Origin of the sequence: Porphyrobacter sp. MBR-155 (genome assembly GCF_040547625.1) — a bacterium.
In the GTDB taxonomy this organism is placed as follows: domain Bacteria; phylum Pseudomonadota; class Alphaproteobacteria; order Sphingomonadales; family Sphingomonadaceae; genus Erythrobacter.
This window is the reverse complement of record NZ_JBEPQB010000002.1, coordinates 248,898-263,216: the sequence shown is the minus strand read 5'-3', so window position 1 is coordinate 263,216 and position 14,319 is coordinate 248,898. Positions and strand designations below refer to the sequence as shown.

Genomic DNA, 14,319 nt, shown 5'->3' with positions numbered 1-14,319 from the left:
ATTCGGGAGAGAGCTGGCATGGATTATTCGGGCAAGGTGGCGTGGATCACCGGGGCATCATCGGGGATCGGCGCGGCGCTGGCGCGCGAATTGGCGGCGCGCGGCGCGCATGTGGTGCTGTCAGGCCGCGATGAAGCACGGCTGGCCGAGGTTGCGGCGGACTGCGGAGAAAGCCTGCTGCTGCCCTTCGATGTGCGCGACGATGCCGCGCTGGCAGATGCCACCGCAAAAGCCATCGCGTGGAAAGGCGGGGTCGACATCGCCTTTGCCAATGCCGGGGTTTCCCAACGCAGCCGCGCATTGAACACCGATATGCAGGTTTATCGTGACATCATCGCGATTGATCTGACCGCACAGATTGCCTTTTCCCAAGGGTTGATCGGCCACATGGCAGAGCGCGGCTCTGGCGCGCTGGGGTTCATCTCATCCATCGCGGGCAAGGTCGGTGTGCCGATGCGCACCGCCTATTGCGCGGCGAAGTTCGGGCTTGCGGGCTATGCCGATGCGCTGCGGGCCGAACTGTCGCAGTCGGGCGTCTCCGTTCACACGATCTACCCCGGATCGGTCGCCACCAATGTCTCGCGCAATGCGCTGACTGGCGCGGGCGAGGCGCGTGGGCGCAGCGACAAGGCGATCGACGAAGGCATCCCTGCTGAGGTCGCCGCGCGCCAAATGCTCGACGGGATCGCGGCTGGGCAGCGCGAAATCATCATCGCCGAGGGCGCGGAACAGGCGATGGGCGAATTGCGCCGCACGCCCGATACTTTGTTCGATTCTGTCGCAGGGATGGTCGCGGCTGGCTACATGGACAAGATGGAGCAAGGCTGATGCATTTTGATCTCAAGCGCGTGGCCCTGCCCAACGGCATTCACCTTAACGTGGTGGACGAAGGCCCAGTCGATGCACCGGTGCTGATCTTCCTCCACGGCTTTCCCGAAAGCCACCGCACCTGGCGACATCAGATCGCGCATTTCAAGGATCGGTTCCGCTGCATCGCCCCCGATCAGCGCGGCTATCGCGGATCGTCAAAGCCGCAGGATGTGGCCGCCTATACGCCGGACAAGCTGATCGGCGATGTGTTCCTGTTGGCGGACGCGCTGGGGATCGGCAGCTTTACCATCGTTGGCCACGATTGGGGCGGTGCGATTGCCTGGGGTGTGGCGCTGGGCGGGCAGCACGCGCGGGTGAACAAGGCGGTGATCGCCAACGCCCCGCACCCCTCGATCTTTCAGCGCCTGCTCTACACCCACCCCGGCCAGCGCGCGGCGAGCCAGTATATCCGCGGGTTTCGCGATCTCGCCAATGATGCGCTGGTCGAGGAGCACGGCCTCACCGGATTGCTGCTGAAGGAGGTCAAATGGGATCGCCCATCCGCCATGGAGCCAGAGGAACGCGAAGCTTTGTTGCTGGATTGGCAGAACCGCGATGCCGCCTTCGGGATGCTCAATTACTACCGTGCCAGCCCGATTGACGTGCCACTGATGGATGCGCCGTTTGAAGTTCCCGCAGGCTACACCCCGCCCGCCTTGCCCAAACTCACAATCCCGACTCTGGTGATCTGGGCGCTCGATGACCTCGCTCTGCCGCCGGAAAACCTTGATGGGTTGGAGGATATCATCGACCCGCTGACCATCGTGCAGGTTCCTGATTGCGGGCATTTCGTTCCTTGGGAAGCGCCAGAGGCAGTGAATGCGGCGATTGAGGCGTTTCTGGCGGGTTAAGCGCCCACCAGCCACTCCACATCCGCGCCGTGTGGATGCGACCACGTCAGCTGCGTTTCCTCACCCCCGCCGGGCCAATATTGCACCGTCAGCTTGTGGCGGTGAACGGAGCGATCAGCCTCAACCATGATCCACGCCAGCGGGCGCTCGCTGGTCGCGCGCGCACCCGCTGCCGCCATCGCCGCCGTTACCCGCACCTGTTGATCGGCTGGGACATATTGCCAGACAATCGAATGCATCAGCACCCGCGTTTCGCCGCTGGCTTGCGGCTTGGCCAGTTCGGCCTCGACGAAATCGGCGGCATTCATTGGCACCAGATCGGGCTTGCGCTGGTGGGCGGCCTGGATCGCGGCATCCATCCGTTCAAACCGGATGGTGTGTTCCGGCCAGATATAGGCCTTTAATCGCAGCGCCTGCGCGGGATCGGTCAGATCGACCGGAGCGACATCGCAGCCTTTGGTGGAGACAATGGCGATGTTGCGTTGCGGCGGCGGCGAGCCATGCCATTGCGGGGCGAAGTGGATCACCGCATCATCCGGCCCCACCATCACCCCGCCCAGATCATAGGAATAGCGATCCAGCATCAGGTTGATCCCGGCGCTCGACCCGATTTCAAGGCATTGGAAGCGCGGCGGCAGGCCTTGATCGGCGAGCCACAGCATCGCGGCGATAAAATTGGCTGATCGCCCGGCCTCATTGGTCTGCGGTGGGCCATCGAGCCACGGAAGCAACGCGGCTTCGTGCGCCCGTATAACCGCGCCGATAATCGCCGCGTCATCGGCATTTTCGCCGCGATAGATCGGGGCCAGTTCGGGTGCAGCGCCGGACAGGTGGAGCGCGTGGATGCCCCCTGCTACCCGCAATGACAGCGCATCAGCCAGCGGCGCACCCTGCCAACCCCGGATGCGCGCCAACAGCACGCTTGCCGCGTCAGTTTCCAGAACGGCTGCGATCCCCGCCACCACCCGCGCAGTGATCGGCGCGCCCGCGTGCTGGCAATAGGCGACCTGATTCGAAAACGCGGTCGCCACCGCGCCCGGCCCGGCGGTGTTCATATCGACGAATTCATACGCCGGACGATCCGCCGAATTGCCCATTCCCATTGCCCTTTCGCCGCCTCGCCCTTAAGTGCGCCCACGATCATGAACACGAATGACATCCACGACAATCCCGGACAGCTCACCTTCGCTGTCCCCAAGGGCCGCATTCTTGATGAAGCGCTGCCCGTGATGGCGCGCGCCGGGGTGGAGCCTGCTGCGGACTTCCACGATCCCAAAAACCGTGCGCTGGCGTTTGCCACCAACCGCGCGGATATGCGGTTAATCCGGGTGCGCGCGTTCGATGTCGCGACCTTTGTGGCGCACGGCGCGGCGCAGGTCGGGATTGTCGGGTCGGACGTGATCGAAGAATTCGACTACGCCGATCTTTACGCGCCGGTCGATCTTGGCATCGGTCTGTGCCGCCTGTCGGTGGCGCGGCTGGCCAGCGACATGGATGAACCGGGCAGCGTCAGCCACCTGCGCGTCGCCACCAAATACCCCAACCTTACCCGCCGCCATTTTGAGGCTGCGGGCGTGCAGGCTGAATGCGTCAAGCTGAACGGCGCGATGGAACTGGCCCCTTCGCTCGGGCTGGCGCGGCAGATTGTCGATCTTGTCTCAACCGGCAAGACGCTGAAGGAAAACGGGTTGGTGGAAACCGACGTGATTATCGAAATTTCGGCCCGCCTGATCGTCAACCGCACCGCCTTGAAAACCGATCCGCGCGTTGCCGAACTGGTCGCCGCGTTTCGCCGTGACGCGGAACAGCGCAGTGCGAAGGCCGCAGCATGACCGCGCTTCTTTCCTCCCTCCAGCCTGATTTCACCGCGAGGTTCGACCGTATCGTCGATGCCCGGCGGGAATCCGATAGTGCGGTTGCGGGGCAAGTCACCGACATCCTGCGCACCGTGAAGCAGCGCGGCGATGCGGCGGTGGCTGAATTTACCCAGCGCTTTGATGGCTATGCGCTGGCTGAGGATGCCGATTGGTCGATTTCGCGTGATCAGTGCGAGCAGGCCTATAGTGATCTGGCACCTGATCTGCGCGATGCGCTCGAACTCGCTGCGGCACGCATCCGCAGCTATCACGAGGCTCAGCTGCCGGAAGACCGCGATTATGTGGACGCAGCCGGTGTCCGGCTGGGGGCGATCTGGCGGCCGGTGGATGCGGCAGGCTTATATGTTCCAGGCGGGCGCGCGGCCTATCCTTCGTCGCTGCTGATGAATGCGATTCCCGCCCGCGTTGCCGGGGTGGAACGGCTGGTGGTGGTCACGCCCACGCCCAAAGGCAATGCCAACCCTCTGGTGCTTGCTGCGGCGCATATCGCAGGCGTGGACGAAATCTGGCGTATCGGCGGGGCGCAAGGCGTGGGCGCGCTGGCCTATGGCACCGACCGGATTCGCCCGGTCGATGTCATCACCGGCCCCGGCAATGCCTGGGTGGCCGAAGCAAAGCGTCAACTGTTCGGCGTGGTCGGGATCGATATGGTCGCTGGCCCGTCGGAAATCCTCGTCATTGCCGATGCCAAGAACGATCCCGACTGGATCGCGGCCGACCTGTTGAGTCAGGCCGAACACGATCCGACTTCGCAATCGATCCTGATCACCGATGATGCCGGATACGCGCGGCAGGTCGAAGACCGCATTGACGTGCAGATTGCTGGACTCGCCACCGGCAAAACCGCGCGCGCCAGCTGGGACGCGCATGGAGTGATCATCGTCGTCAATGATCTGCTGGCCGAAGCCCCCGCGCTCGCCAACCGGCTGGCCGCCGAACACGTCGAACTCGCGGTTGATAATCCAGAGGCGTTGATGCGCCAGATCCACCACGCGGGCAGCATCTTCCTTGGCCGGATGACCCCCGAAGCGGTCGGCGATTATGTCGCCGGGCCGAACCACGTATTGCCCACCGGGCGGCGCGCGCGTTTTTCCAGCGGGCTTTCGGTGCTCGATTTCATGAAGCGCACCAGCTTTCTCGGACTGGATGATGCCTCCTTTGCCGCCATCGCCCCCGCCGCTGCCACGCTTGCCCATGCCGAAGGGTTGCCCGCCCATGCCAAGTCGGTGGAATTGAGGATCAAATGAACAGTCCCGCCCGAGACCCCCAACGTTCTCGCGCCCGCTCCGCCGCGCGGCTCGCCGCCGTGCAGGCGCTGTATCAGCAGCACATGGAAGGCACCGCGCTCGCCAAGCTGCTCGATGAATTTCACCAGCACCGGCTGGGCCGCACGATTGACGATGACGCCTTCGACGATGCGGAATATGCCGATGCCGAAGTGCCGTTCTTCGACGATGTGGTGCGCGGCGTGGACGCACGGCGCGACGAAATCGACACCGTGCTGAGCGGCAAACTCGCCGCCGGGTGGAGCCTCACGCGGCTCGACAAGGCCATGCTGCAAGTGCTGCGCGCAGGCACCTATGAACTGCTCGCCCGCCAGGATGTGCCGACTGCGGTGGCAATCAGCGAATATGTCGATGTCGCCAAGGCGTTCTTCGATGATGGGCAGGCGAAATTTGTGAACGGCGTGCTCGATGCCGTGGCCAAGGATGCGCGCGCAGGCTAATCCGCCGTTCATGGCCATGAACGAACCCGAATTCATCGCCGCCTTGCGCAGGCTGCCGCTGCACCCCGGCGCGCGCAATCTGGAAGATGATTGCGCGTTGATCACCATTGGCGATGAAACGCTGGTCATCAATCACGAGATGATGGCCGAGGGCACCCATTTCCGGCCCGATGCCGATATGGCCGATGTCGCGTGGAAACTGGTCGCCACCAACCTCTCCGACCTCGCGGCCAAAGGCGCAGAGCCTGTGGGCGTGCTGCTCGGCCACTCGCTTGGGCGCGATGATGTGCGGTTTCTGCAAGGCCTCAAGGAAGCATTGCAGGCTTTTAACGTGCCGCTGCTGGGCGGCGATACGGTGGCAGCGACCGGGGCCAGCACTTTTGCCATGACCGCGATTGGCCGTGCGACCCACCATCCTGTGCCTGCGCGCCGCGGCGCAAAGCTGGGCGATGCCGTCTACGTCACTGGCACCATCGGGCGCGCGATGCTGGGGTTTGAAGGCGCGGCCTATCACCGCGCTGCGTTTGACCGGCCAGAACCGCGCCTTGCCGAGGGTCTGGCGCTCGCCCCGCTGGTCAGTGCGATGATGGATGTGTCCGACGGGCTGCTGCTCGATTGCTGGCGAATGGCGAGCCTTAATGGCGTCACCTTCGCGATTGATCCTGACGCGGTGCCGGTGGCCGATTACGCCCGCCGTGATGAATGTATGCGCTGGGGCGATGATTACGAACTGCTGTTCACCGCCGCGCCCGATGCCGCGATTCCGGTCGCCGCGAGCCGCATCGGAAACGTGGTTGCCGCTGGTCTTGCGCCTTTGGTGCTGGGAGAAAACGCATTCCCCACCGCCGATAACCTTGGTTACTGGCACGGTTAGCGCCAGTTCTGCCGCGCAACTATGCTGAAAGCGGCGTAAAACCGTGCACCCGGCGGCGTGGAGGCTTGCCACCCATCGCTGAGTGCCTATGAATACCGGCGCTGCGCCCACGGGATCAATCGCGGCGCACGTTTCCCGCGCGGAAATAATAAAACGAGAGGGGATTACTCGTGAATTTATTGCTCATTTCAATTGGGCTGGGGCTGCTTGCCATTGTCTATGGCTTCATCACCAGCCGTCAGGTGCTCGGCGCAGATGCCGGCAACGCCAAAATGCAGGAAATCGCCGCCGCCATTCAGGAAGGCGCGCAAGCTTACCTGAAACGCCAATATACCGCGATTGCGGTGGTCGGCGTGATCGTGGCGGTGATCGTCGCTGTTACGCTGGGGACGATCCCGGCGGTCGGCTTTATCATCGGCGCGGTGTTGTCGGGCGTGGCGGGCTTCATCGGTATGAACGTGTCGGTGCGTTCCAACGTGCGCACCGCTGCGGCGGCGATGACCGGGCTGCAACAGGGCCTGACGCTGGCGTTCCGCGCGGGCGCTATCACCGGGATGCTGGTGGCGGGTTTGGCGCTGCTCGCGATTGCGGTGTTCTTCTGGTATCTCACCGGCCCGGCGGGTCTGGCGGCCGATAGCCGTCCGGTCGTGATCGGCCTCACCGCATTGGCGCTGGGCGCATCGCTGGTATCGATCTTCGCACGGCTTGGCGGGGGCATCTTCACCAAGGCAGCTGACGTCGGCGCCGATCTGGTCGGCAAGGTCGAAGCGGGCATCCCCGAAGATGACCCACGCAACCCTGCCGTGATCGCCGATAACGTGGGCGACAACGTGGGTGACTGCGCCGGGATGGCGGCTGACCTGTTCGAAACCTACGTGGTGACTGTGGGCGCCACCATGGTGCTGACGGCGCTGCTGATGAGCGGCGCAGAAAACCTCGCCACGTTGATGGCGCTGCCGCTGCTGATTGGCGGCGTGTGCATCGTCACCTCGATCATCGGCACCTACTTCGTCCGCCTTGGCGGCGGGACGAACATCATGGGCGCGATGTACAAGGGCTTTCTGGTCACTGCCGTCTTGTCGGTTCCGGCAATCTGGTGGGCGATCAGCTATTCGCTGGGCGACATGGAAGGCGCGATTGCAGGGCAGGCCTTTAATGGCCGCACGCTGTTCTATTGCGGGTTCCTGGGTCTGGTCATCACCGGCCTGATCATCTGGATCACCGAGTATTACACCGGCACCAATTACCGCCCGGTGCGATCCATCGCCAAGGCTTCGGAAACGGGCCACGGCACCAACGTGATCCAGGGTCTGGCGATCAGCATGGAATCGACCGCGCTGCCGACACTGGTTATCTGCGCAGGGATCGTCATCGCCTATCAACTCGCTGGCCTGATGGGGATCGCCTATGCTGCCACATCGATGCTGGCGCTGGCGGGCATGGTCGTTGCGCTGGACGCCTATGGCCCCGTGACCGACAATGCCGGCGGGATCGCCGAAATGGCCGGGCTGGACGATAGCGTGCGCGAAAAGACCGATGCGCTTGACGCGGTGGGCAACACCACCAAGGCCGTGACCAAGGGCTATGCCATCGGTTCGGCCGGACTTGCCGCACTTGTGCTGTTCGCCACCTACACCGCCGACCTGCGAGAGCTGTTCGAAGGTGTGACGGTCGATTTCAGCCTCGAAAACCCCTACGTCATCGTCGGGCTGCTGCTCGGCGCGTTGCTGCCATATCTGTTCGGCGCAATGGGCATGACGGCAGTGGGCCGCGCGGCGGGCGAAGTGGTGAAGGACGTGCGCGACCAGTTCGCCAAGAACCCCGGCATCATGACCTTCGAAACCAAACCCGACTACGCCCGCACGGTCGATCTTGTCACCAAGGCGGCGATCAAGGAAATGATCATCCCGTCGTTGCTGCCTGTGGCGGCACCGATTGTGGTCTATTTCGTGATCACTGCGGTGGCCGGACAGGCCAATGGCTTTGCCGCGTTGGGCGCACTGCTTCTCGGCGTGATCGTGGGCGGGCTGTTTGTTGCCATCTCGATGACCTCAGGCGGCGGCGCGTGGGACAATGCCAAGAAATACATCGAAGACGGCAACCACGGCGGAAAGGGTTCCGAAGCCCACAAGGCTGCGGTGACCGGCGATACGGTGGGCGATCCTTACAAGGACACGGCTGGCCCGGCGGTCAACCCGATGATCAAGATCACCAACATCGTAGCGCTGCTGTTGCTCGCGGCGCTGGCGGCGGGCTGATCGTCACACACTGATTAAAATTAGAACTTAATACCCCGCCGGGAGCAATTCCGGCGGGGTTTATTTTTGCCCCGCCCCTGTCCCCGCATCGGACAGCCCCCTGCGCCGCTGAGGCTTTGTTAATCGCCTTGTGACATATCCCTGCCCAAAGCACGGATCGGCGCGCGCATACGGGGTTAACGGCAATGGACATGGCACTGGCGAGCGATTTTCGTATCCCTTCGCCAAGCGGCATCTCCGCGCCCCCGCGCGATGGCGAATTGCGCCTGCTGACCGTCAACGACATCGCACTGCCCGCCTTTCTCGCAGAGTGGGAACAATTGGTGGCGCAGGCGTGCGAACCAAACCCGTTTTTTGAACCGTGGTTCCTGCTGCCTTCGCTGCGGCAATGGGCAACGGCGGGGCAGGTCGTGATCAAGGCGTGGTATCGCGATGGAGAGCTGCGTGGGTTGCTGCCGATCATGCGTAGCGCGAATTATTACAGCCACCGAACTCCTCATGCGGCTGGCTGGCTGCACGCCAACGCCTTTTGCGGAACGCCGCTGATCGCAGCAGGCCACGAAGACGCATTCTGGCACGCCTTGCTCACGCATTTTGACCGCTCGCCGCGCCGAACGCTGTTTCTGCATCTGCCCAAATTGCCTGCCGATGGCCCCGCCCACGCCGCGCTTGATCGGGTTTTATCTGCCAGCGGGCGCGCGCATTACATCGTCGCCGAGGAAAGCCGCGCCTTGCTGAGCGGTGACACCAATGCCGAAGCCTATCTCGCGCAGGCCATGAGCGCGAAGAAACGCAAGGAATTGCGCCGCCAGCACAATCGGCTGGCTGAAGAAGGCGCGCTGACGTTTGATCGGTGCGCGGATGCAGATGGCCTTGCCGAATGGATTGCAGAATTCCTGACGCTCGAAGCCGCCGGGTGGAAGGGCGCCGCCGGATCAGCCCTCGCCAGCGCACCCGAAACCCGCGACTTCTTCACGCAGGCATTGGAAGGCGCGGCTGCGTCGGGCCGACTTGAACGACTGGCGCTCAGGCTTGATGGGCGGGCGATTGCGATGCTGGTGAACCTCGTCACCCCGCCGGGTGCCTACAGCTTCAAGACCGCGTTCGATGAAGATTACGCGCGCTTCTCGCCCGGAATGCTGGTGCAACTGGAAAACCTCACGCTGATCGAACGTCCCGATATTCACTGGGCCGATAGCTGCGCGGTGGAGGGCCACCCGATGATCGAACGCCTGTGGCGCGATAAACGCCGCATGGTCAGCCGCAATATCGCCATCGGCGGGCCGCTGCGCCGCGCGCTGTTCCGCCTGCTGATGGCCTACGAAACCCGCACCCGAACCGCCAACCAGACGAGCACCCGATGAACGCCCCTGCCCACTTCACCGACGCAGCCACTGCCCCGGTGTTTGACGATGCCGCGCGCCAGCGGTTCGCTGCGCATTATCCCGAAACCCCGCATGTCCTGCGCCACGCGCTCACCGCCCACCCGCTGCTGGAAATCGAGGCGCTGGCGCAGCTGGCAGAGCGCCTGCCGATCGCATCGGTTGAATATAATCGCGGCGATCTGCCGATCGGGGTGGATGGCAAGCCGGGTTCCAACGGCCTCACCATCGCCGAAACCATCCGCCGGGTGGCCGAGGCGGAAAGCTGGGCGGTGCTCAAGAATATCGAACAGGTGCCCACCTACCGCGACCTGCTGATCGGCCTGCTCGATGAAATCCGTCCCGAAATCGAGGCTGCGACCGGCGCGATGCTGACCCCGCAGGGGTTCATCTTTGTTTCCAGCCCCAATTCGGTCACGCCCTATCACTTTGATCCGGAACACAACATCCTGCTGCAAATCCGTGGCAGCAAGGTGATGACGCAGTTCCCGGCGGGTGACACGCGGTTCGTGCCGGATGAAGCGCACGAAACCTATCACGCAGGCGGCCCGCGCGAATTGAAATGGGATGACAGCTTTCTTGGCCACGGGCGCGAATTCCCGCTTAGCCCCGGCGATGCGCTGTTCGTGCCGGTGATGGCACCGCATTTCGTCAAGAACGGCCCCGCCCCGTCGGTCTCGCTGTCGATCACCTGGCGCAGCGAATGGAGTTACCGTGAAAGCGACGCGCGCATCCTCAACGCGATGTTGCGCGCGCGCGGGTTTGCCCCGCAAGCGCCGGGTCGCTGGCCGCAGCAAAACTATGCGCGCGCCTATACGTTCCGGATCATGCGCAAGCTGGGGTTGACCGGCACGTAAGCGCCACGCATGGCCCCGTGTCATGACTGACACGCCAACCAACGCCGACCTTGTCGCTGACCTGATCCGCCTGCTTACCGTCGAACAGCGCGCTGCCGATATCTACACCGGGCCGCCGCAGACCGACGGGATTGGCCGGGTGTTCGGCGGGCAGGTGCTCGCACAGGCGTTGCAGGCGGCGCAAGCGAGCATCACCGATGGCAAGGCTGCCCATTCGTTGCACGCCTATTTCCTGCGCGGCGGGCGTGAGGGTTCGGCAATCGAATACCGGATCGAACGCGATTTTGACGGGCGCAGCTTTGCCAATCGCCGGGTGGTGGCATCGCAGCAGAACGATGACGGCACCTCGTCGCCGATCCTCAACCTCACCGCCAGTTTTCAACTGCCCGAAGACGGGTTGGAGCACATCGATTCGCCGATGCCCGATGTCGCCCTGCCCGATGATCTGCGCCCCGACATCGAAATGCGCCGCGAAATCGCGGAAAGTTGGGGTGACAATCTGAACGAGGTTCAGCGCCGCCTGATGCTGCGCCCGCGTGCCATCGAAATGCGCACGATTGACCGCCTCCACTGGATGAGCAGCGAACCCCGCGCGCCCCGCGCCCACAGCTGGTTCCGGGTCGCCGCGCCGATCACCGGGGCCGATGACACGCCCGAACTGCACCGCGCGATCATCACCTATGCCAGCGATTACACCCTGCTCGGCACCAGCGCGCTGCCGCATGGGTTAAGCTGGATGCGAGATGAGCTGGTCGGCGCGAGCCTTGACCATGCGATCTGGTTTCACCGCGATGCGCGCGCCGACGAATGGCTGCTCTACGCCACCGACGCGCCGTGGTCAGGCAGCGGGCGCGGGTTCAACCGCGGGCGGATATTCAACCTCGCGGGGGAATTGGTGGCCAGCGTCGCGCAGGAAGGCATGATGCGGCGGAGAGTGAAGGGCTGACCTGACAACGACCCGTTCGCCCTGAGCTTGTCGAAGGGCTGCTTTTTCTTTGCGAGGATCGCGCTGCATTCGAAGAGAAGGACGGCCCTTCGACAAGCTCAGGGCGAACGGAGTTTGTCGAAAAGTTGCCGTCCCTAACCTAATGCGCCAACAAAATCGGCATCTGCGGTTCGCTGATCATCCGCCGCGTCACCCCGCCCAGCAGCATTTCCGCCAGCCGCGAATGGCCATAGGCGCCCATCACCATCAGCCCGCATTCGCGCAGTTGCGCCGCCGAAAACAGCGTGTCGGAAATCTTCGCGTCCCCACGCGGGATTTCCACGATCTCGCAATCGATCCCGTGGCGGCTGAGATATTTCGCGCCTTCAGTCGAAGGGAAATCAAACCGCGTCTTTTCCGAAGGTTCGGCAACGCTGGCGAGCGTTACTTTGGACGAACAGGCAAGCAGCGGCACCGCCGCACGCAGCGCGTGGCAGGCTTCGGACGAACCGTTCCACGCGACCAGCACGGGCGCGGTTACATCGAAGTTTTTGGTGCCTTCGGGAACCACCAGAACTGGTAACGATGCCTTGAGCACCAGGTCTCCGATCAATGCCGACGGGCCATGGTCACCCCCATCGGACGGGCCGACAATCACCAGATCGGCCAGCGGCGAATGTTCAAGCAAGCGGTGCTGGGCAATGCCGTAAAGGAACCGCCAATCCCACGCCACGCCTTCATTTTCGAGCTCCGACTCAATTTGCTTTCTCAGCTTTTCGGCGTTTTCCCTGATCACCGGCATCGCCGCCGCGATTGCTGACCCGTAAAAGTCGCCGGGCGCGAACACTTCATAGCTGACCGCTTGCAGACAGGTGATGTGGGCGTTGATCGCCCGCGCGATGTCGAGTGCCACTTGCAACCGCGCCTGCATCGCGCTGTCGTGATCGATGTGCAGCAAAATCGATTTCATGGCGTATCTCCCACTGATGCGTTCACTATCGCCCCGATGCGCGTTCCTGACATTGATCGGAATCAAATTTGGGGCAGCATGAAAATGTATCATACCAGCTTGCCAGCGCACCGCCCATCGTTAGTCTTGGCATAGGGAGAATTGCCATGCAGATCACGCGCCACCCGCCGGTAAAAACGTCGCTGGAACCGTCGAACCACCCCTATCTGACAGGGCCGTGGACACCGCTGCACGAAGTGGTCGACGTGGCGCAACTGCCTGTGATTTCGGGCGCGATTCCGCCGGATATTGACGGGATTTACCTGCGCAACACCGAAAATCAGGTGCATCAACCGCTGGGCCGCCATCACCCGTTTGATGGCGATTCGATGATCCATCAGGTCAATATCTCCGGCGGAAAGGCAAGTTACCGCAACCGCTTCGTGCGCACCCATTGTTTTGACGCAGAACAGATCGCGGGCCAATCGCTGTGGGGCGGGTTGATGGACCCGGCGGGCACATCCAAACGCCCCGGTTTTGGCGCGCATGGCGGGCTGAAGGATACTGGCAGCACCGATATTATCGTCCACGCCGGGATCGCCTATGCCACGCTATATCAATGCGGGGAGGCATGGATGCTCGATCCCGTGACGCTGGCCAACCGGGGCAAGGCTCCGTGGGTGCCGCTCGACGGGATTTCAGCCCATCCCAAGGTGGACGAGGCGACCGGCGAGATGATGTTCTTCAACTATTCGAAATACGCGCCCTTCATGCATTACGGCGTGGTCGACCGCACCGGGCAGCTGGTGCATTATGTGCCGATCCCGCTGCCCGGCCCGCGCCTGCCGCATGATATGGCGATCACCCCGAACTGGTCGATCCTCAACGATATGCCGCTGTTCTGGGACGAAGACCTGCTGCGCCGCGATATTCACGCGGCGCGCCTGCACGAAGGCATCCCCACCCGCTTCGCGCTGATCCCGCGCCGCGGCCAGCCCGAAGACATTCGCTGGTTCGAAGCCGCGCCAACCTATGTGCTGCACTGGACCAACGCCTATGAAGATGGCGATGAAGTGATCCTCGAAGGCTATCATCAGGCCAAACCCATGCCCGATCCGCTGGAGGAAATGGGCCGTTACAGCCACATGATGGCCTATGTCGACGAACATTCGTTCCAAAGCCGCTTGCACCGCTGGCGGTTCAACCTGAAAACCGGCGAGACACGCGAAGAACGTCTGACCGACCGGATCGTCGAATTCGGGATGATCAATCCGCGCTATGCCATGCACAAAAGCCGCTATGTCTGGTCAACCACGACGCGGCCCGGCTGGTTCCTGTTCAATGGCTATGTCCGCCACAATACCGAAACGGGTCAAGAACAGGTCTATCGCCTGCCTGAAGGGGTCTATGCTAGCGAAAGCCCGATGATCCCCAAAAAGGGGGCGACCCCGGCCTCAAGTAGCGAAGCGGTAGGCCAACAAGAACGTGAGGAGGATGGCTATCTGGTCACCTTCCTGATCGACGAAAACACCGGCACCTCCGAATGTGCGATCATGGATGCGAGCGACATCACCAAAGGCCCGATCTGCCGTCTGGCGCTGCCGCACAAGATTTGTTCGGGAACGCATTCGGTGTGGGTTGAACATGACCAATTGCGGGCCGATGCGGCGTTTCATGCGGAGCGTCTTACTATCGCGTCATGACACCGGTCGAAGCGCCTGCGTCGCTGGTCGCAGGCGCGCTTGCCGCG

At 63.0% G+C, this 14,319-nt stretch carries 13 protein-coding genes; 11 read left to right on the top strand and 2 right to left on the bottom strand.

Features of this window, described 5'->3' with window-relative positions; all coding sequences use genetic code 11:
• The first annotated feature begins 18 nt into the window (after positions 1 to 18).
• Together ABIE62_RS03035 and ABIE62_RS03030 are read left to right on the top strand one after the other, a co-directional pair.
• On the top strand, positions 19 to 828 hold the full coding sequence (locus ABIE62_RS03035) for an SDR family NAD(P)-dependent oxidoreductase (RefSeq protein WP_354323444.1): 810 nt from the start codon (positions 19 to 21) through the stop codon (positions 826 to 828).
• Positions 828 to 1,721: an alpha/beta fold hydrolase gene (locus ABIE62_RS03030; RefSeq protein WP_354323442.1), complete on the top strand. Its 894-nt coding sequence runs from the start codon at positions 828 to 830 to the stop codon at positions 1,719 to 1,721. The genes ABIE62_RS03035 and ABIE62_RS03030 overlap by 1 nt, the downstream gene beginning before the upstream one ends.
• Here the strand turns inward: ABIE62_RS03030 and ABIE62_RS03025 are convergent.
• The gene (locus ABIE62_RS03025; RefSeq protein ID WP_354323440.1) at positions 1,718 to 2,824 is read right to left on the bottom strand and encodes a DUF2332 domain-containing protein; all 1,107 of its coding nucleotides are present in this window, start codon (positions 2,822 to 2,824) and stop codon (positions 1,718 to 1,720) included. The two genes, ABIE62_RS03030 and ABIE62_RS03025, sit on opposite strands and share 4 nt — an antisense overlap.
• A 39-nt stretch (positions 2,825 to 2,863) precedes the next feature.
• Here ABIE62_RS03025 and hisG point away from each other — a divergent pair, with 39 nt between their 5' ends.
• From hisG to ABIE62_RS02985, 8 genes are all read left to right on the top strand, one after another.
• A complete protein-coding gene (hisG, locus tag ABIE62_RS03020; protein ID WP_354323438.1) occupies positions 2,864 to 3,553 on the top strand; it encodes an ATP phosphoribosyltransferase in 690 nt (229 codons plus the stop codon).
• Entirely contained in the window at positions 3,550 to 4,845 is a 1,296-nt protein-coding gene (gene hisD, locus ABIE62_RS03015) for a histidinol dehydrogenase (protein ID WP_354323436.1), read from the top strand. The genes hisG and hisD overlap by 4 nt, the downstream gene beginning before the upstream one ends.
• Entirely contained in the window at positions 4,842 to 5,324 is a 483-nt protein-coding gene (gene nusB, locus ABIE62_RS03010) for a transcription antitermination factor NusB (RefSeq protein WP_354323434.1), read from the top strand. Before hisD ends, nusB begins: the two co-directional genes overlap by 4 nt.
• Positions 5,325 to 5,340: 16 nt before the next feature.
• Entirely contained in the window at positions 5,341 to 6,198 is an 858-nt protein-coding gene (thiL, locus tag ABIE62_RS03005) for a thiamine-phosphate kinase (protein WP_454184782.1), read from the top strand.
• 170 nt (positions 6,199 to 6,368) lie between these two features.
• Complete coding sequence (locus ABIE62_RS03000; RefSeq protein WP_354323430.1) at positions 6,369 to 8,456, top strand: sodium-translocating pyrophosphatase; 2,088 nt, start codon at positions 6,369 to 6,371, stop codon at positions 8,454 to 8,456.
• A gap of 185 nt (positions 8,457 to 8,641) precedes the next feature.
• A complete protein-coding gene (locus ABIE62_RS02995) occupies positions 8,642 to 9,820 on the top strand; it encodes a GNAT family N-acetyltransferase (protein ID WP_354323428.1) in 1,179 nt (392 codons plus the stop codon).
• Complete coding sequence (locus tag ABIE62_RS02990; RefSeq protein WP_354323427.1) at positions 9,817 to 10,695, top strand: cupin-like domain-containing protein; 879 nt, start codon at positions 9,817 to 9,819, stop codon at positions 10,693 to 10,695. Before ABIE62_RS02995 ends, ABIE62_RS02990 begins: the two co-directional genes overlap by 4 nt.
• Positions 10,696 to 10,717: 22 nt before the next feature.
• The gene (locus ABIE62_RS02985; protein WP_354323426.1) at positions 10,718 to 11,641 is read left to right on the top strand and encodes an acyl-CoA thioesterase; all 924 of its coding nucleotides are present in this window, start codon (positions 10,718 to 10,720) and stop codon (positions 11,639 to 11,641) included.
• Between the two features lie 139 nt (positions 11,642 to 11,780).
• On the opposite strand, the gene ABIE62_RS02980 is transcribed toward ABIE62_RS02985, so the two are convergent.
• Positions 11,781 to 12,590 carry a universal stress protein gene (locus tag ABIE62_RS02980; RefSeq protein ID WP_354323424.1) on the bottom strand — a complete coding sequence of 270 codons (810 nt, stop codon included), beginning with the start codon at positions 12,588 to 12,590 and terminating at the stop codon, positions 11,781 to 11,783.
• A gap of 146 nt (positions 12,591 to 12,736) precedes the next feature.
• Between ABIE62_RS02980 and ABIE62_RS02975 the strand changes: the two genes are divergently transcribed.
• A complete protein-coding gene (locus tag ABIE62_RS02975) occupies positions 12,737 to 14,272 on the top strand; it encodes a carotenoid oxygenase family protein (RefSeq protein WP_354323423.1) in 1,536 nt (511 codons plus the stop codon).
• The last annotated feature ends 47 nt before the right edge of the window (positions 14,273 to 14,319 follow it).